Raw genomic sequence first — 16,660 nt, 5'->3', positions numbered from 1 at the left:
TCGGCAGCGATCCGCCGCCTGGAATTCAGGCTTACTGGGCAGTTCAGGCTTGCCGGGCTATTCAGGCTGCCGGGCGATTCAAGCAGCCGGGGGATTCAGGCGCTGACCGGTTCGGGGATGCCATGGCCCTGCAGCAGCACCCTGATCGTGCCCACCGCCGCCGGCTCGAGCTGGCAGCAGTAGGAGTGACGGCGGATCGTCCGTGGGACCCCCGTGACCCACCACCGGGACAGGTGCCGGCGGGGCGAATGGGCGACCTGGACCACCAGCATCGGACCCGCCCCGGTGTCGAACACCTGGGCGTGGGTCACCTCGGCCCAGGAGACCTGCCATCCGGTCGCCGCCGCGAAGGGTCCGCCCGCCAACCGGACCAAGCCGCCGTCGGAGACGGCCAACGTGGCCTGCCGAGCACCCCGCCACAGTCCCGCCTGCACGGCCAGCAGCAGCATCACCACCACCGAGATGAATGCCTCGGACCAGCGGCGTCCGCTGATGTCGCCGGCAAGGTTGAGGGCGATCACGATGGCGCCGGCGAGGAACGCCATCCACAGCCAGGACGCCGCCCGGTCGGTCGTCGTCGACACCGGACGAACCCCAGGTGCCCGACCGAACCCGTGACCGGGCCCGAAAGCCTGGCTCATGAAGGACGCCGTCGACCCAGCACCTGGACCACGGACGAGAGGCCGCGGTGCCCGGGGCCCTCGAAGACACGCCGTTCGGTGAGCCTGACGTCGAGGTGCAACTCCGGCCAGTCGGCGAGCACCCGCTCGCGGGTGTACAGCAGCGACTCGTCGCTGGGGCCGCCGGTCCCCATCGACACCTGCGCGGGCGTGAACCCCTCCAGGATCATCACCCCGCGCTCGCTCAGGCGCGGTGACAGCGCGTGGGCCACGGTGCGCCGCAACCCCTCCGGCAGGTGGACGAAGATGAGCACGAGGGCGTCCCATTCACCCGAAGCCGCGTCGCTGTCGACGAAATCGGCAAGGTCGGCCACGTGGGCCTCGATGGTGACACCGGCACGCTGGGCCAGCGCGAGGGCCTTTCCGACGGCCACCGCCGAGAAGTCGACCGTGGTGACCCGGTGACCCCGCTTGGCCAACCAGACCCCGTTGCGCCCCTCACCGTCGGCGAGCACCAGCACCCGTCCGCCGTCCTCACGGGACCGACGCGGGATCATCACCTCCGCTTCGACCAGGAAGTCATTGGGTCGCTCCCCGAACAGGTAGCGGGGATCGTCGTAGCGTGCGTCCCAGTGCTCGGCCGTCACCGGGGGCTCACAGCTGCGACGGGGTGCCCGGCAGGCGGCTCAGCAGTTGGCGCGCCTGCTCGGCGACCGTGTGTTCGCCCAGCACCTCGTAGCGTCCGGCGACGGTCTGGCGCACCGAGTCGAAGTCACGGTGCCCGCCGGTCATGCCGTACGAGATGGCCGCCGAGATCATGCCGAAGATGATGCCCAGCCCGGCGCAGATGAGCAGGGTGGCCAGCCACGACGAGCCTCCCGAGAACAGCGAGAACACCAGCCCCACGAAGGCACCCATGAACAGTCCCGAGGTCGCGCCCTGGCCCAGCACCGTGCTCCACGTGCGTCGCCCGGTGACCCGCTCCACGATCTTCAGGTCGGTACCGACGATGCACAGGTTCTGCACGTCGAACTTCTGGTCCGAGAGGAAGTCGACGGCGCGCTGCGCCTCCTCGTACGTCTCATAGGTGGCCAGCGACTGGGGATGCTGCAGGGTCAGCAGGGCGCCCAGGGTGGGACGAGGATTCACGCTCATGTGTCCCAGCCTAACCGTGGACGACGCCCGCGAGCGGTCCGCGGGCGTGGCGGCTGCGTCGACGTCGCCCCGACGCAGCCCGACCCATACGATGGCCGGGTGAGCACCTCGGCAGTCTTCATCTCGCGCCTGCGTGGCGTGCCCGTGCTCGATGCCTCGGGAGACCAGGTGGGACGGGTGCGCGACGTCGTCATCCAACTGCGGGTGGGCGGACGAGCCCCCCGCTGCCGCGGCTTGGTGGTCGAACTGTTCGCCCGCCGCAAGATCTTCCTGCCCATGGCCAGGGTGCACGCCATCGACGCCAGCCAGGTCTCGATCCAGGGCGTGCTCGACACCCGTCCCTTCCAGCGCCGCGAGGTGGAGTCGTTGGTGATCGACGACCTCTTCGACCGCGAGGTGACGCGTCCCGGCCAGCCGCCGGCGGTGGTGCATGACGTGTCGATGCACCAGGTCCGTTCACGGGAGTGGGAACTGGCCGAGGTTGCGCTCCGCGAACGGTTGCCGGGTGGCCGGTTCCGGTTGGGACGTGGCGGCAACGTCGTCCAGGTGTCGTGGCGTGACCTGCCCGAACTGTTGCTCAAGGGTTCCCAGTCGACCGAACACCTGGTCGCACAGATGGCGGACATGAAACCGGCCGACGTCGCCCGTGAGCTGCACGACATGGACCCCGGACGACGGGCCGAGGTGGCCCAAGCCCTTGATGACGAGCAACTGGCCAACGCCATCGAGGAACTGCCCGAGGAGGAACAGGTCGAACTGATCCAGTCGCTCGACACCGAGCGCGCCGTGGACGTGCTCGAGGAGATGGACCCCGACGACGCCGCCGACCTGATCAAGGAACTGCCGGAGCCGATGGCCGAGGACCTGCTGCAGCGCATGGAGCCCGAGGAGGCCAGGGACGTGCGGGCGCTGCTCAACTACGAGGAGTTCACCGCCGGCGCCATGATGACCCCGGAGCCCGTGATCCTGGCGGTCGACGCCACCGTCGCCGACGGTCTCGCCCGCGTGCGCAACGAAGACCTCAGCCCCGCGCTGGCCTCGATGGTCTTCATCTGCCGAGCACCCCTCGACACCCCTTCGGGGCGCTATCTGGGGGCCGTCCACGTGCAGCGCTTGCTGCGCGAGCCACCCATGGTGATGGCTGCTGGTCTGGTCGACTCGGGGCTGGAACCGATCCGACCCGAGGCCAGCCTGGCCGAGGTCAGCCGTTACTTCGCCACGTACAACCTGGTCGTGGCACCGGTCGTCGACGCCGACCAGCGCCTGATCGGGGCGGTCACGGTCGACGACGTGCTGGACCACCTGCTGCCCGAGGACTGGCGCGGCGACCAGTTCACCGGGCTGGAGGCGACCGAGGGCACCCGCGAGGACGAGCCGCACGCGACCCAGCCCGGGGTGAGCCGTGGCTGAGCGTTCGGAAGACCTCGACACCCCGCGCGCCATCCGCACCCGCTGGAACGCCAGGGACGTGCTCAACCTCAACTCCGACTCGTTCGGACGATTCGCCGAGTGGGTCGCCAAATCGATGGGTACCGCCCAGTTCCTGGGCTGGATGACGCTGGTGGTGATCGCATGGGTCACCCTCAACGTCGTGGGGTTGTGGGGGCTCAAGTGGGATCCGTACCCGTTCATCCTGCTCAACCTGTTCTTCTCGACCCAGGCCTCGTACTCGGCACCGCTGATCCTGTTGGCCCAGAACCGACAGGAACAGCGCGACCGCCTGGCTCTGGACGAGGACCGTCGCGTCGCTGCCCAGTCGCGCGACTCGATGGACTACTTGGCCCGTGAGATCGCGAGCATCCGGACGAGCGTGGGCGAGTTGGCCACCCGCGACTACATCCGCTCCGAGATCCGCGCTGAACTGCGCAACCTGCTGGAGCAGTTGGAAGAGTCCACCGAGAAGCCCTGATCGGCAGCTCGCACCCGAGGGAGAGGTCATGACGCGTCTGGCACAAGTCGCCCGCCGCTACCCCTATGTGCTGGCCACGTTCCTGGTCGGCGCGCTCGCCGGGATCCTGCTGCTGACCCCGGCCGCACGGTGGTCGTCCTGGCTGCTGGCCGCCTTCGCATTGCTCGTGGCGGGCCGGTCCGCCTGGCGCATGTTGGCCGAACTGCGCTCGGGAACCTTCGGTGTCGACATCCTCGCCGTCACCGCGATCGGGGCGGCGGTGGCGGTCGGGGAACTGTGGGCCGCGCTGGTGATCGTGCTGATGCTCACCGGCGGCGAGGCGCTCGAGGAGTACGCGGCCCATCGCGCCAAGCGTGACCTGACTGCCCTGCTGTCACGTGCTCCCCACAGCGGGCACCGGCAGCTGGACGACGGCACCACCGTTGACGTGCCCATCGCGGAGATCGTCCCAGGTGACCTGGTGGTGGTTCGCCCCGGCGAGATCGTCCCCGTCGACGGAACCCTCACCAGCGAGACCGGCAGCTTCGACGAGTCCTCCCTGAGCGGGGAGAGTCTGCCCGTCGAGAAGGTGGCCGGCGACGAGGTGCTCAGCGGTGGGGTCAACGGGGCAGCGGCCGTCGTGCTGACGGTGACCCGGGCCGCGCGCGACAGCCAGTACCAACAGATCGTCACGCTGGTGGAGCAGGCCACCGCCAGTCGCTCACCGATCGTTCGGCTGGCGGACCGGTTCGCCGTCCCGTTCACCCTTCTCGCCCTGGTGCTGGCTGGTGCCGCGTGGGCGGTCTCCGGCGAGGCGACCCGCTTCGCCGAGGTGCTCGTGGTGGCGACCCCCTGTCCCCTGATCATCGCCGCCCCCGTGGCGTTCATGGCCGGCATGAGCAGGGCAGCCCGTGACGGGGTCATCATCAAGACCAGCGCCACCCTGGAAGCCTTCAGACGGGCACGTACCTTCACCTTCGACAAGACCGGCACGCTCACCCGGGGTGAACCCGGTCTGGTCGCGGTACGCACGACCGGGGAAGCAGACCCCGACGTGCTGCTGCGGTTCGCCGCCTCGGCCGAGCAGTTCTCAAGCCATGTGCTTGCCGCGGCCGTGATCGCGGCCGCCCACGACCGGGGACTGGAGCTCAGTGGCTCCGACGACGCCGAGGAGTCGACCGCCAACGGTGTCAGCGCCACCATCGACGGGCACCGGGTGGTCGTGGGCAAACGCTCGTTCATCGGGACCGCGATCGCCGGACAGGCGCCCGTGGTCGCCCTGCAGGCAGGCGAACTGGCGGTGCACATCGCCGTCGACGGACGCCATGCCGGTGCCCTCGTGTTCCGCGACGAGGTCAGGCCCAACGCACGCAGCACCGTCGATGCCCTGCGCGAACGGGGCATCCGCGTGCTGATGCTGACCGGCGACGACCAGGCCACCGCCCAACACATCGCCGCAGAACTCGACATCGACGACGTGCGCGCCAACTGCCTGCCCGCCGACAAGGTGAGCGCCGTCTCGGGCATCACGCAGCGTCCCGTCGTGATGGTGGGCGACGGGGTGAACGACGCCCCGGTGCTCGCCGCCGCCGACGTCGGCATCGCCATGGGCGCTCGCGGGGCCACCGCGGCCAGCGACTCGGCCGATGTCGTCCTGCTCCGCGACGACATCTCGTCGGCCGCGCGCGCCCTCGTCGTGGGACACCAGACCGTCGGGGTCGCCCTGCAGAGCATCTGGGTGGGCATGGGGTTGAGCGTCGCCCTGATGCTGGTCGCGACCGTCGGGCTCTTGCCGGCGATCGTGGGTGCCTGGCTGCAGGAGGGCGTCGACGCGGTCGCGATCCTGTGGGCCCTGCGCGCCACCCGCGGGTCGATGCCGGCCTCACTGGTCGCGGCGCCGGGACCGCCTGCGGTCCCCCACGGGGCAGTCGCTAGGCTGGCACCATGACCGTCGAACACCCGTTGCTGCCCAAGATCCGCGCTGCCCTGCACGAGGTGAACGATCCCGAGATCAAACGCCCCATCACCGAGCTGGGCATGGTCGACTCGATCGACGTCGACGGGGACGGTCGCGCGACCGTGGTGATCCTGCTCACCGTCTCCGGCTGCCCGCTGAAGTCGACGCTGGAGCGTGACGTCACCGCTGCGACTGCCTCGGTCGAGGGCGTCAGTGGGGTGCACGTCGAACTGGGCGTGATGGACGACGACCAGCGCGCGGCGCTCCGCCAGCTGCTGCGCGGGGGCATCCCCGAGAAGCAGATCCCCTTCGCCCAGCCGGGCAACCTGACCAAGGTGATCGCCGTCGCCTCCGGCAAGGGAGGTGTCGGCAAGTCGTCCGTCACCGTCAACCTCGCGCTGGCTCTGGCGGAACGGGGACGCTCGGTGGGCGTGATCGACGCCGACATCTACGGCCACTCGGTGCCCGACATGCTCGGACTGGGTGACACCCGGCCCACCCCGGTCGAGGGCATGATCATGCCGGTGCCGGTGCTGGGGCTGAAGGTGGTCTCGGCGGGCATGTTCAAGCCACGCCGCGAGGACGTGGTCGCCTGGCGTGGGCCGCTGCTCGACCGGGCCCTCACCCAGTTGCTCGCCGACGTGTACTGGGGTGACCTCGACTACCTGATCGTCGACCTGCCCCCCGGCACCGGTGACGTGGCCATGAGTCTGGGACAGAAGCTCCCCACCAGCGAGGTGATCGTTGTCACCACACCGCAGCAGGCGGCCACCGAGGTGGCGGAACGAGCCGGCACGATGGCCGCCATCATGCAGCAGCGGGTCATCGGCGTGGTCGAGAACATGTCATGGCTCGACGTGCAGTGCCCCCACTGTGGCCAGAGCCACCCCGTGAGACTGTTCGGCGAGGGCGGTGGCGAGAAGGTGGCGTCCAGCCTGACCACCCGCCTCGGCTACGAGGTGCCGCTGCTGGCGCAGGTGCCCATGGACGAGACGGTCCGCATCGGGGGCGACGAGGGTGACCCGGTGGTCGTGGCGCATCCCGAGACCGGTGCGGCGCAGGCGCTGGCTGCCCTGGCGGCGACCCTCGACGCTCGTCCGCGTGGACTGGTGGGCGTTCCGTTGGGACTGTCGGTCAGCAACTGATCAGCGGCTGACCGGGCACTCGGGTCAGGTGGCCTCGGAGTCGTACGGGGCCACCGACGCGAGAGCGAGTTCACCGGACGATGACGACCCGTCCGACCGGACCGCCGACTCGACCTCCGAGGTGATCGCCTTCAACTCGTCGGCGTCGTCCTTGAGGTCTTCCTTGATGCTCTCGACGTCCTTCTTGATGTAGTCGACCTCGTCCTGGATCTGGTCGAGCAGGTGCTTCTGGATGAACGTCTTCGGGTTCAGGTCGGCCGGTGTCAGGTCGGCGTACTCGGGCCCCAGTTCGGCCTTGAGCTGGGCGGTCGCCCCGTTGGCGATGTTGCGCAGGAAATGGACGACCTTGGCCGCCTTCCTGGCCATGTCGGGGATCCGCTCGGGCCCGAACATGACGATGGCGAGCACCACCAGGAGGATGAATTCGGGGGCCCCAATGTCCAGCACGCCTCACAGGCTATAGCGCCGACCCAACTGGCACCACCGCGCCCGCCCCTCGGCGTCACCGTCCCCCGAACAGCCGCTTCAGCCCTGCACTGGCGCGCTGCCAGACACCCGTGCGAGCGGGGCCGGCGTGGGGCAACTGCTCGGCTGCCCGCGCGGCGAGTTGGTGGCCGCCGTTGGTGGTCACGGTGTAGACCACCCGATCGGACTGCCAGGACATCAGCACCCGGTCCTGGGTCACCCCATAGGTGACCGAGTCGTCGTCGTTCCACCGACCGAGTTGCTGCATGACGCTCACCCGCAGGTCCCCACGCCCGTAGATCGCGTGCACCACGCTGGGACGATTCGGCGAGTCGGTCGAGATCTGCAGCAGCGGCAGCCCAGCCAGTTCTGGGGCGCAACTGAACCCGTCGCCGCACATCTGGCTGGTGGCGCTGGCGACGGTTGCCGGGGCCAGCGACAATTGCAGTTGGTCGTTGGGCTGGGGCTGCTCGACCAGCGTCGACGGGGTGAAGCTGGTGAAGCCTGCCGAACGGATCAGCGTCTGGTCGGGGTCGAAGGCCTCGGCCCACATCACCACCCCCAGCGCCTCGGCGACCCACCAACGCACCAGCAGGGATCCGTCACCCCGTCGCGCCTCGAGCAGGGTGGTCGTCTGGCCGGCGATCTGGCCACCCTCCGACACTCTGAAACTGGCCGCGCCCATGGGCAGCAGGGTCACCTCGTTCGGCGTCGGATCGACCACCAGTCCCGACGAGACCACCCCACCCCGACGATCGAGCACGTCGAGGTGGAGCGGTTCACCGGGCTGGTGCACCACGCGGACGTTGGCCTGGACGAACGAGGTACCGCTGCCCAGCATCACCCGTTGCGAGCCGGTGTAGCCCAGCGAGTCACGGTCGGTCAGCAGCAGCCTCGCCGTGGCCGGCGAGACAGGCGTCCACTCCAGCGACGACAGCGGGTGCGGCGACCGCACGGTGGGACGGGTGTCGAGCCGGCCGGTCGGCGCCGCCTGGACCGCGGTCATGGCATAGGCCACGGCACCCGTGCCCGTGGAGAGGTCGTACTCGCGACTGGCCTGCTGCCGGGCGTCGCGCACGATCGGCAGTTCAGGAGCGACGAGGTATCCCAGACCCAGCAGGATGACGCAGGCGACCAGCATCGTCGCGCTGCCCGACAACGCCCGGGTGCGGCGCACCGCCCGAGGGCTCGGCAGCACGCCCGTGCGGGTCGGTGCGAGCCACAGCGGGGTGTCCGCCTGCCCACCTGCGATCGAGGTGAGTCGGTCACTCAGTTGGGTCGGCACCGACGATTCCTGGGGCCGGGCGGCCAGCACCGAGCGCACCTGGCGCTGGGCCTCGATGTCGGCTCGGCACCTGGCGCAGCAACGCAGATGACGACGAACCTGGGCGGTGGGTCTCGGAGCCAGGGTGCGATCGGCGTAGCCGGCGAGTTCGCTGGAGGTGGGGTGCGGCTGGCTGATGATCACGCCGGTCCCCTCGACCTGTCCCGGGACTGCACCGTCCGGCCGGTGGCCGTCCTGTCCTGGCCAACCCGGTCGTGGGGGACGAACTCGAGGGCAGACCTGTCGATCGGTCCCAGGTCGAGCACGTCGTCCAGCTCACGGGCCTGCCCCGGCTGTTCGTCGGGAGCTCCCTGCACGCGGGTGTTGCCCGCGGTCGGACGACGATGGGCGAGGCTGGTGCGCAACTTCTCGCGCCCCCGGTGGATGCGACTGCGCACCGTCGTGACCGAGACGTCGAGGATCGAGGCGATCTCGTCGTAGCTGAGTCCTTCGATGTCGCACAGCACGACGGCCACGCGGTGCTCCGGGGTGAGCTCGGCCAGAGCTCGCGTGATGTCGTGGTCGAGGTCGTGGTCGGGCGCCTCTCCGGTCGCGGTGACCCGCTCCTGCGCCTCAGCCATCGGGTCGATGCGAATCTTCTGCCGACGCCGGGTCTGGTCGATGAACAAGTTCGTGGTGATGCGGTGCAGCCAGCCCGTCAACGTGCCCGGCTCGAAGGCGTGGATCGACTTGAAGGCACGGACGAAGACGTCCTGGGTCAGGTCCTCAGCGTCGTGCTGGTTGCCGGTGAGGCGGAACGCAACCCGGTAGACCATGTCCGAGTGGTCCCGGACCAGTTGCTCCCAGGTGGGGGTCTCGGGGCCGGGAGCCGGGGGCGCCTGATCGTTCCCCGGGGCGGCGCCTTCGGTCTGGGTGGCTCCCCGGACAGGGATCGGCTGGAGGCGCAGCGGGTCGTCCTCGGGTGCCTCTTCGCGCAACCCGAGTACGGCGTCGACCGCCTTGCGAGCCCTGCCGAACACTCGTCCCCTCTCCGCCGGACGCGACCAGCCTGACAGACGAACCTGTGAGCCTCCTGTGAGTGGCAACTCCCCAGTGCCACCCACAGGAGACTCACCTGAAACAACGCCCGGGGAGGCAGAAAGGTTGCACGGGGAGTTCAGCTGACAGCCAATTCACAGCCAGCCGGTCGGGCCTCAGTGGGCGCGAGCGACCTCGAGCGCGGCCAGGAACCCGGAGACGAGTTCCTCAGCGGGCGGCACCATCGGCAGGCGCAGCGGGCCGGCCGACTGCCCGAGGGCCGTCAGGGCGGCCTTCACCATGGTCACCCCTTGTGCGGCGAAGACACCGGTGAAGACCGGCAGCCACTGCTGGTGCAGCTGGCGTGCCAGGGCTACGTCACCGGAGAGGTAGGCGCCCACCATCGCCTTCATGGCCGGGGCGGAGAAATGCGTGGAGGTGCCGACCACGCCCACCGCACCGATGGACAGCAGGGGCAGGGTGAGCGGGTCGTCCCCGCTGTAGTAGTCGAGGTCGCTGAGCGACATCACCATGGACGAAGCCCCCAGGTCACCCTTGGCATCCTTCACGGCCACCACGGTGGGCAGGTCGGCCAGACGCACCATCGTTGCGGTCTCGATCGCCACCCCGGACCGATGTGGGATGTCGTAGACCATGATCGGCAGGTCCGTGGCGGCGGCGACCACCTCGAAGTGGGCCAGCAGGCCGGCCTGGGGCGGCCGGGAGTAATAGGGGGTCACCACCAGCAGTCCGTCGACGCCGCAGTCGGCAGCCTGGCGGGCGAGCTCGCAGGTGTGATCGGTCGAGAACGTGCCCACCCCCGCCACCACACTGGCCCGGTCACCGACCTCGTCGACGACGACCCGCAGCAGGTCGGCCTTCTCGGCATCGGTGGTGGTCGGGGACTCCCCCGTGGTGCCATTGACGACCAGACCGTCGTTGCCCTCATCGTCGACCAGGCGGCGCGCCAAGGCCCGCGCGGAGTCGAGATCGAGTGCCCCACCATCGGCGAAAGGGGTGACCATGGCGGTCAGCACACGACCGAACCGTGGGGTGGCGGACTCTGCTCTCCCGACATGGATCATGGCGTCATGCTAACGCTAGGCTGACCGGGTGACTCGCAACCAGCAGTGGGATGGATCCAGCGGTATCGACGCCCTGTCATGGGGGTACGCCGAGGACTACGTCGAGCCCTCGGACGAACTCCGCCAGGCCACCCTGGCCGGTTCCGACCTGGGTGTCGAGACCCTGTCGAACGGCGTGACGACGGCACTGACCTTCCTCGCCACCGCGATCCGCGCCAAGCACGTCGTGCAGGTCGGCACGGGGTCGGGCTCGGCCGGTCTGGCTCTGTTCGCCGGAATGACCCACGACGGCATCATCACCTCCATCGACACCGAGGGCGACCGCCAATCGGCCGCCCGCCAGGTGTTCACGTCGGCGAAGATCGCCAGCAACCGCTTCCGCCTGATCGCCGGGGTGCCGCTCGAGGTGCTGCCCAAGCTGCGCGACGGTGCCTACGACCTCGTCTTCATCGACGGCGACAAGCTCGAGTATGTCGAGTACGTCGCCCAGGCCCTGCGCCTGTTGCGCCACGGCGGCATGGTCGTGGTGAACGACGCGCTGTGGCGTGGGCTGGTGGCCCACTCGTCCAACGAGGACGACGAGACCGTGATCATCCGTGAGGCGTTGGCCTCCGTGCTCGACACGGAGGAGTTCACCCCGGTGCTGCTGCCGGTGGGCGGCGGGCTGCTCGCCGCCATCAAGGCCTGACCCCGCCCCACGAAGGCCCGAACGCGCCCCACGGGCCGCGCGTCACCGAGCGGGTGGGATCACCATCCCCTTCTCGACGACGGTGATGCCGTTGTCAGAGATGGTGAACCCGCGGGCACGGTCGGCCTCGTGGTCGAAGCCGATCTCGACGTTGTCGGGAACCACCACGTTCTTGTCGATGATGGCGCGCTGCACCCGGGCTCCTCGTCCGATGTGAACACCGTTCATCAGGATCGAACCGTCGACCTTCGCCCACTTGTGGATGTAGACGTTGGGGCTCAGCACCGAGTGGTCGACGTCGCCGCCCGAGATGATGCACCCGTGGCTGACGATGGAGTCCTCGGCCGTGCCGCGCAGGGTGAACTTGGCACCGGGGGCCTGCACCTGGTGTGACCAGATGGGCCACTCGGGGTTGTAGAGGTTGAACTCGGGATCGACACTGACCAGGTCCATGTGGGCCTCATGGTAGGCGTCGATGGTGCCCACGTCGCGCCAGTAGTTGCGGTCCTTGTCGGTGGACCCCGGGACGATGTTCTGCGTGAAGTCGTAGACCTGCGCCTGCCCCTTCGCGACGAAGGCGGGGATGATGTTCCCGCCCATGTCATGACGGGAATTCGCGTCGGTCGCATCGCTGTGCAGCATCGCCACCAGGGCGTCGGCGGAGAAGACGTAGTTGCCCATCGACGCGAACGACTCGTCCGGGCTGTCCGGGAGGCCGGGCGGGTCGGCCGGCTTCTCGAGGAACTCGATGATCTTCGAGTCAGTGGCAGCGTCGATGATGCCGAAGGCGGAGGCTTCGCTGCGCGGCACCCGAATGCCCGCCACGGTGCAGTCCAGCCCCGAGTCGATGTGGGCCTGCAGCATCTGCGAGACGTCCATGCGGTAGATGTTGTCGGCACCGAAGACGACCACGTAGTCGGGGTTCTCGTCGCGGATCAGGTTCATCGACTGGAAGATCGCGTCAGCCGATCCCTGGAACCACTGGGGCCCGGTGCGCTGCTGGGCGGGTACGGCTGTGACGTAGTTGCCCAGCATGGTCGACATGCGCCACGTCAGTGAGATGTGTCGGTCGAGCGAGTGGGACTTGTACTGGGTGAGCACGGCCACCTGCCGGAGCTCGGAATTGACCAGGTTCGACAGCACGAAGTCGATGAGTCGGTAGGTGCCACCAAAGGGAACGGCGGGCTTGGCGCGGTCAGCGGTGAGGGGCATCAGGCGCTTGCCCTCGCCACCTGCCAAAACGATGGAGAGCACGTTGGGCCGCTTCATGGTCATGGCCTGAACCTAGTTCCCAGCGGTACCCCCGACAAGGACTTTGCCAGCTATTGCCCAGACTCTGGCGGATTTCCACGCACCAGCCTGCACCCCCGAGCTGGTGTGCTGAGATCAGGCCATGAAGGTCTCGATCCTCACCCGCGAATACCCACCCACCATCTACGGCGGCGCCGGTGTTCATGTCGCCCAGTTGGTGCCCCAACTCGCACGTCTGGTCGACGTCGACGTGCAGTGCATGGGTGAGCCGCGTGAAGGGGCGACCGCCCATCCCGAGACCTTCCCCGAAGGGGCCAACGGTGCCATCCGCACGTTGGGCGCCGACGTGTCCATGGCCGCGGCAGTGCCTGAGGTCGACGTCGTACACGCCCACACCTGGTACGCCCAGTTCGCCGGCATCATCGCGTCGAAGTACCAGGACATCCCCTTGGTGGTGACCGCGCACTCGCTGGAGCCTGACCGCCCCTGGAAGGTGGAGCAGCTGGCAGGCGGCTACCGGGTCTCGTCCTGGATCGAGCGGACCGCCTACGAGAACGCCGACGCCGTGATCGCTGTCTCGTCGGCGATGATCACCAACATCCGCAATGCCTATCCCTTCGTCGAGCCCGAACGCATCCATGTGGTGAAGAACGGCATCGACACCGATGAGTTCCACCCGGTGGACGAGTCCGACGTGTGCGCCCGGATCGGCATGGACGTGAACCGACCCAGCGTCGTCTTCGTCGGTCGCATCACCCGTCAGAAGGGGCTGGTGCACCTGGTGCGGGCCGCCCGCCGGTTCCACCCCGACACCCAACTGATCCTGCTCGCCGGCGCACCCGACACCCCCGAGATCGCCGCCGAGTTCAACGAGGCCTTCGGGGTGCTCAAGTCCGAGCGGGGAGGCGTCGTGTGGGTGCAGGAGATGCTGCCCCGGGCCGACGTGCGGCAGGTGTTGTCGCACGCCACGGTGTTCGCCTGCCCCTCCATCTATGAGCCGCTGGGCATCGTCAACCTCGAGGCCATGGCCTGCGAGACGGCGGTCGTGGGCTCGGCGGTGGGAGGCATTCCGGAGGTCGTCGTCGACGGGGAGACAGGCCTGCTCGTGCCCTACGACCCGAGCCGCGCCGACGATCCCGCCTTCATCGCCGAGTTCGAGTCCCGGTTCGCCGACCGGGTGAACGAACTGACCGCCGACCCCGACCGCGCCCGGGCGATGGGACGAGCCGGGCGGCAGCGCTGCATCGACGAGTTCAGCTGGGAGACCATCGCTCGCCAGACGGTGGCGGTCTACGAGGCGGCACAGGCGCGACACGAGCGCCTGCGAACCCCGTAGCAGGGCCACATCGCAGGGCCACCCTCGCTGCTGGCCCGAAAGCTGGGGCCCGCAGCCGGCCCCGATGCGCAAAAACCGGCACGACCCGTGGTGGGTCGCGCCGGTTTCTCCCCTCGGGAATGCCCCCGCGGGGCATTCGGCTCGTGGAGGGATTCAGACCGTCGGAAGGTCTCGTGGGCTCAGCCCACGACCTCCTTGAGGCAGTTCAGCAGATCGGTCGCCTCGGTCTGGTTGAGTTCCACCACCAGGCGACCGCCACCATCGACCGGTACACGCATGACGATGCCTCGGCCTTCCTTCGTGACCTCCATGGGTCCGTCGCCAGTGCGGGGCTTCATTGCTGCCATGTGTGCACTTCCTCACTCGTTCCGGGCAGGTGTTCGTCGCCCATTCTGCCGTATCGGGGTGCCTCCGCGCCCACGGGGCGCTCGGAGAGCTGCCATGACAACCGTGCGAGCACCTCGTCGACCTGCGAGGTGGACACCCCGAAGGCCACCAGGGAGAAGCTCGACTCGGCCACCTCACGTGCGGTCACCCTCACTGCCTCCTCGATGGGCTCGTCGGAGGCCTGAGCGGGCGTCTCGTCGGGGGCGTCGAGGCATCGCGCCACTCTGGTCAGCAGGGCGCGTACCTGGCGGGGGTGGTAGCCGCGGGGAACGGTCGCGAAGTGCAGGGCCCGCACGTCGGCGGCGGTGAAGTCCCCCTCCGGCAGCCGTGGCACGGGACGGTCGTCCACCACGTCGGGTTGGCTCCCGAAGTGGCCGTTGCCCAGCAGCCAACTGATGACACCGACCACCAGCACCAGTCCGAGGATCGCCCAGGCCATCAGGGCTCCCGCGACCAGGTGGTGACGTGGCGGACAGCGTCCTCGACGTCATCGGTGACCCTCACCAGATCGAGGTCGGGCGGCGAGATGTACCCATCGGCCATCGTGTGGTCACGCAGCCAGTCCAGCAGTCCGGTCCAGTAGTCCGACCCGAACAGCACGATGGGGAAATGTTCGATCTTCTGGGTCTGCACCAAAGTGATGGCCTCGAACAATTCGTCGAAGGTGCCCATTCCTCCGGGCATCACCACAAATCCTTGGGAGTACTTGAGGAACATCACCTTGCGAGCGAAGAAATAGCGGAAGTTGATGCCCAGGGAGACGTGGTCGTTGAGGCTCGACTCGAAGGGGAGCTCGATGCCCAGGCCGACGGAGGTGCCCCTGGCAGCCAGCGCGCCCTTGTTGGCGGCCTCCATGATCCCCGGCCCCCCACCGGTGATGACGGCGTAGCCCGCCTTCACCAGTTCGGAACCCATCCGCTCAGCGGCCTGGTACGTGGGGTGGTTGGGCTGGGTGCGGGCGCTGCCGAACACCGAGATGGCAGGCCCCAGGTCGGCCAGGGTGCCGAACCCCTCGACGAACTCGGCCTGGATGCGCATGACCCGCCAGGGGTCGGCGTGCAACCAGTCCGATCCCTGCCCCGACCGCAGCAGGCGCTGGTCGGTGGTGGAGTGCTGCACCTGCTCGTTACGACGGATGACGGGGCCTTGGATGACCGAACGGCCCCGTCCGGGCGCGTTGTCGACCAGTCCACGGTCGCGTGAGACGGAATCACTCATGCCCGCGCCCCCAGCCACCGCGTCAGGGCGGCGTGGCAGGTCTCGAGGTCGGCCACGGGGCAGAACTCGTCGTCGGCGTGGGCCTTGCCGGGGTCGGCCGGGCCGAAGTTGACCGCTGGCACACCCAGTTCGGCGAACCGGGCGACGTCGGTCCAGCCGTACTTGGCCCGCGGCGTGCCGCCCACTGCCGTGATGAACGCAGCCGCGGCCGGTGCCCGGAGCCCGGGGCGGGCACCTGGGGCCAAGTCATCACAGCGGTAGTCGAGACCCTCGAAGAGGTGCCGCATCAGCCCGTCGGCCTCCTCGGGGGTCTTGTCGGGGGCGAACCGGTAGTTGACGTCGACCTCGGCCCAGTCGGGCACGACGTTGCCCGCGATCCCGCCACGGACTGCGACGGCGTTCAGACCCTCGTGGTAGAGCAACCCGTCCACCTCGATCTCACGGGCATCGAACGTGTTGATTCGGTCGAGCACCCGGGTCAGGTCGTGGATGGCGTTGTGACCCAGCCAGGACCGAGCCGAATGGGCGGCCACGCCGCGGGTGCGGATCGTGAACCGCATCGTGCCCTGGCAGCCGCCCTCGACGACGGCGCCGGTGGGTTCCATCAGCACGGCGAAGTCCGCGGTGAGCAGGTCGGGGCGGTTGCGGCCGAGTCGTCCCAGACCGTTCCTCGCCGACTCGACCTCCTCGTTGTCGTAGAAGATCCAGGTCACGTCCCGCACCGGCTCGGTGAGCTCGCAGGCAGCCTTGAGGGCCACGGCCACGCCGCCCTTCATGTCGCAGGTGCCCCGGCCGACCACCCGGTCGCCTTCGAGCTGGCTCGGCAGGTTGCCGGCGACGGGCACCGTGTCGAGGTGTCCGGCGACGACCACCCGTTCCGACCGGCCCAACTGCGTACGGGCCACCACGGCATCCCCGTCGCGGATCACCTCGAGGTGCGCGTGACCGCTGAGCGCGCGCTCGACCTCGTCGGCGATCCTGCGCTCGTTGCCACTGACGGACTCGATGTCGACCAGCGCCCGTAGCAGGGTGACGAGATCGCACGAGGGGTCGAGCAACGGCCCCGCGGCGGCTGCCGTGGGGTCGTCCACGAGGGGATCGGTCGGGCGGGGTGGGGCGGTGTCGGGCATGCTGCCGAGCCTAGTGCGACAGATGTCCGCAGC

The 16,660-nt window shown here is 68.9% G+C and carries 18 protein-coding genes; 6 read left to right on the top strand and 12 right to left on the bottom strand.

All coding sequences use genetic code 11. The annotated features are described in order from the left end of the window. Nucleotides 1-95 precede the first annotated feature (95 nt). From H507_RS0104970 to H507_RS0104960, 3 genes are read right to left on the bottom strand one after another with little or no spacing between them, the layout of a single operon-like run. Complete coding sequence (locus tag H507_RS0104970) at nt 96-584, bottom strand: hypothetical protein (protein ID WP_026377796.1); 489 nt, start codon at nt 582-584, stop codon at nt 96-98. A 53-nt stretch (nt 585-637) separates the two neighbouring features. Next, on the bottom strand, nt 638-1,267 hold the full coding sequence (locus H507_RS0104965) for an SAM-dependent methyltransferase (RefSeq protein WP_022909616.1): 630 nt from the start codon (nt 1,265-1,267) through the stop codon (nt 638-640). Nucleotides 1,268-1,274: 7 nt separating this feature from the next. Further along, complete coding sequence (locus tag H507_RS0104960) at nt 1,275-1,775, bottom strand: YflT domain-containing protein (RefSeq protein WP_022909615.1); 501 nt, start codon at nt 1,773-1,775, stop codon at nt 1,275-1,277. Between the two features lie 99 nt (nt 1,776-1,874). Between H507_RS0104960 and H507_RS14830 the strand changes: the two genes are divergently transcribed. From H507_RS14830 to H507_RS0104940, 4 genes are read left to right on the top strand one after another with little or no spacing between them, the layout of a single operon-like run. Continuing rightward, a complete protein-coding gene (locus H507_RS14830; RefSeq protein ID WP_022909614.1) occupies nt 1,875-3,185 on the top strand; it encodes a magnesium transporter MgtE N-terminal domain-containing protein in 1,311 nt (436 codons plus the stop codon). After that, nucleotides 3,178-3,684: a DUF1003 domain-containing protein gene (locus H507_RS0104950; RefSeq protein WP_022909613.1), complete on the top strand. Its 507-nt coding sequence runs from the start codon at nt 3,178-3,180 to the stop codon at nt 3,682-3,684. Before H507_RS14830 ends, H507_RS0104950 begins: the two co-directional genes overlap by 8 nt. Nucleotides 3,685-3,712: 28 nt before the next feature. Beyond that, complete coding sequence (locus tag H507_RS0104945) at nt 3,713-5,611, top strand: heavy metal translocating P-type ATPase (protein ID WP_022909612.1); 1,899 nt, start codon at nt 3,713-3,715, stop codon at nt 5,609-5,611. Then, nucleotides 5,608-6,765: an Mrp/NBP35 family ATP-binding protein gene (locus tag H507_RS0104940; RefSeq protein WP_022909611.1), complete on the top strand. Its 1,158-nt coding sequence runs from the start codon at nt 5,608-5,610 to the stop codon at nt 6,763-6,765. Before H507_RS0104945 ends, H507_RS0104940 begins: the two co-directional genes overlap by 4 nt. Nucleotides 6,766-6,789: 24 nt before the next feature. Here the strand turns inward: H507_RS0104940 and H507_RS14825 are convergent, their stop codons facing one another. The 4 genes from H507_RS14825 to dapA form a co-directional block, all read right to left on the bottom strand. Then, nucleotides 6,790-7,212, bottom strand: a complete 423-nt coding sequence (locus H507_RS14825) for a sec-independent translocase (RefSeq protein ID WP_022909610.1) — start codon at nt 7,210-7,212, stop codon at nt 6,790-6,792. 55 nt (nt 7,213-7,267) lie between these two features. Then, entirely contained in the window at nt 7,268-8,698 is a 1,431-nt protein-coding gene (locus tag H507_RS0104930) for a zf-HC2 domain-containing protein (protein ID WP_022909609.1), read from the bottom strand. Beyond that, complete coding sequence (locus tag H507_RS18355) at nt 8,695-9,534, bottom strand: sigma-70 family RNA polymerase sigma factor (protein WP_022909608.1); 840 nt, start codon at nt 9,532-9,534, stop codon at nt 8,695-8,697. The genes H507_RS0104930 and H507_RS18355 overlap by 4 nt, the downstream gene beginning before the upstream one ends. Nucleotides 9,535-9,708: 174 nt before the next feature. Continuing rightward, nucleotides 9,709-10,617: a 4-hydroxy-tetrahydrodipicolinate synthase gene (gene dapA, locus H507_RS0104920; RefSeq protein WP_022909607.1), complete on the bottom strand. Its 909-nt coding sequence runs from the start codon at nt 10,615-10,617 to the stop codon at nt 9,709-9,711. 28 nt (nt 10,618-10,645) lie between these two features. Here dapA and H507_RS0104915 point away from each other — a divergent pair, with 28 nt between their 5' ends. Next, complete coding sequence (locus H507_RS0104915; protein ID WP_022909606.1) at nt 10,646-11,305, top strand: O-methyltransferase; 660 nt, start codon at nt 10,646-10,648, stop codon at nt 11,303-11,305. A 42-nt stretch (nt 11,306-11,347) separates the two neighbouring features. Here H507_RS0104915 and glgC read toward each other — a convergent pair whose 3' ends face one another. Continuing rightward, nucleotides 11,348-12,580, bottom strand: coding sequence for a glucose-1-phosphate adenylyltransferase (gene glgC / locus H507_RS0104910; protein ID WP_022909605.1), 1,233 nt, complete (start codon nt 12,578-12,580; stop codon nt 11,348-11,350). 118 nt (nt 12,581-12,698) lie between these two features. On the opposite strand from glgC, the gene glgA reads away from it, so the two are divergent. Beyond that, on the top strand, nt 12,699-13,892 hold the full coding sequence (gene glgA / locus H507_RS0104905) for a glycogen synthase (RefSeq protein ID WP_022909604.1): 1,194 nt from the start codon (nt 12,699-12,701) through the stop codon (nt 13,890-13,892). 179 nt (nt 13,893-14,071) lie between these two features. Here the strand turns inward: glgA and H507_RS17630 are convergent, their stop codons facing one another. From H507_RS17630 to dapE, 4 genes are read right to left on the bottom strand one after another with little or no spacing between them, the layout of a single operon-like run. Further along, nucleotides 14,072-14,239 (bottom strand): DUF3117 domain-containing protein, encoded by a 168-nt coding sequence (locus H507_RS17630; RefSeq protein WP_022909603.1) that lies wholly within the window; start codon nt 14,237-14,239, stop codon nt 14,072-14,074. Next, nucleotides 14,227-14,718: a DivIVA domain-containing protein gene (locus H507_RS17195; RefSeq protein WP_022909602.1), complete on the bottom strand. Its 492-nt coding sequence runs from the start codon at nt 14,716-14,718 to the stop codon at nt 14,227-14,229. Before H507_RS17195 ends, H507_RS17630 begins: the two co-directional genes overlap by 13 nt. Further along, nucleotides 14,718-15,497: an LOG family protein gene (locus tag H507_RS0104890; protein ID WP_026377794.1), complete on the bottom strand. Its 780-nt coding sequence runs from the start codon at nt 15,495-15,497 to the stop codon at nt 14,718-14,720. The genes H507_RS17195 and H507_RS0104890 overlap by 1 nt, the downstream gene beginning before the upstream one ends. Continuing rightward, complete coding sequence (dapE, locus tag H507_RS0104885) at nt 15,494-16,627, bottom strand: succinyl-diaminopimelate desuccinylase (RefSeq protein ID WP_022909600.1); 1,134 nt, start codon at nt 16,625-16,627, stop codon at nt 15,494-15,496. Before dapE ends, H507_RS0104890 begins: the two co-directional genes overlap by 4 nt. Nucleotides 16,628-16,660: the final 33 nt, after the last annotated feature.

Source organism: Aestuariimicrobium kwangyangense DSM 21549, from assembly GCF_000421525.1.
Classification (GTDB): domain Bacteria; phylum Actinomycetota; class Actinomycetes; order Propionibacteriales; family Propionibacteriaceae; genus Aestuariimicrobium; species Aestuariimicrobium kwangyangense.
This window is presented reverse-complemented; position numbering and strand designations above follow the sequence as displayed.

Excerpts from the sequence above, each read along its gene's own strand:
- H507_RS0104960 (WP_022909615.1), bottom strand. The coding sequence starts at position 1,775 with ATGAGCGTGAATCCTCGTCCCACCCTGGGCGCCCTGCTGACCCTGCAG.
- H507_RS0104945 (WP_022909612.1), top strand. The coding sequence starts at position 3,713 with ATGACGCGTCTGGCACAAGTCGCCCGCCGCTACCCCTATGTGCTGGCC.
- H507_RS0104940 (WP_022909611.1), top strand. The coding sequence starts at position 5,608 with ATGACCGTCGAACACCCGTTGCTGCCCAAGATCCGCGCTGCCCTGCAC.
- dapA (WP_022909607.1), bottom strand. The coding sequence starts at position 10,617 with ATGATCCATGTCGGGAGAGCAGAGTCCGCCACCCCACGGTTCGGTCGT.
- glgC (WP_022909605.1), bottom strand. The coding sequence starts at position 12,580 with ATGACCATGAAGCGGCCCAACGTGCTCTCCATCGTTTTGGCAGGTGGC.
- glgA (WP_022909604.1), top strand. The coding sequence starts at position 12,699 with ATGAAGGTCTCGATCCTCACCCGCGAATACCCACCCACCATCTACGGC.
- H507_RS17630 (WP_022909603.1), bottom strand. The coding sequence starts at position 14,239 with ATGGCAGCAATGAAGCCCCGCACTGGCGACGGACCCATGGAGGTCACG.
- H507_RS17195 (WP_022909602.1), bottom strand. The coding sequence starts at position 14,718 with ATGGCCTGGGCGATCCTCGGACTGGTGCTGGTGGTCGGTGTCATCAGT.
- H507_RS0104890 (WP_026377794.1), bottom strand. The coding sequence starts at position 15,497 with ATGAGTGATTCCGTCTCACGCGACCGTGGACTGGTCGACAACGCGCCC.
- dapE (WP_022909600.1), bottom strand. The coding sequence starts at position 16,627 with ATGCCCGACACCGCCCCACCCCGCCCGACCGATCCCCTCGTGGACGAC.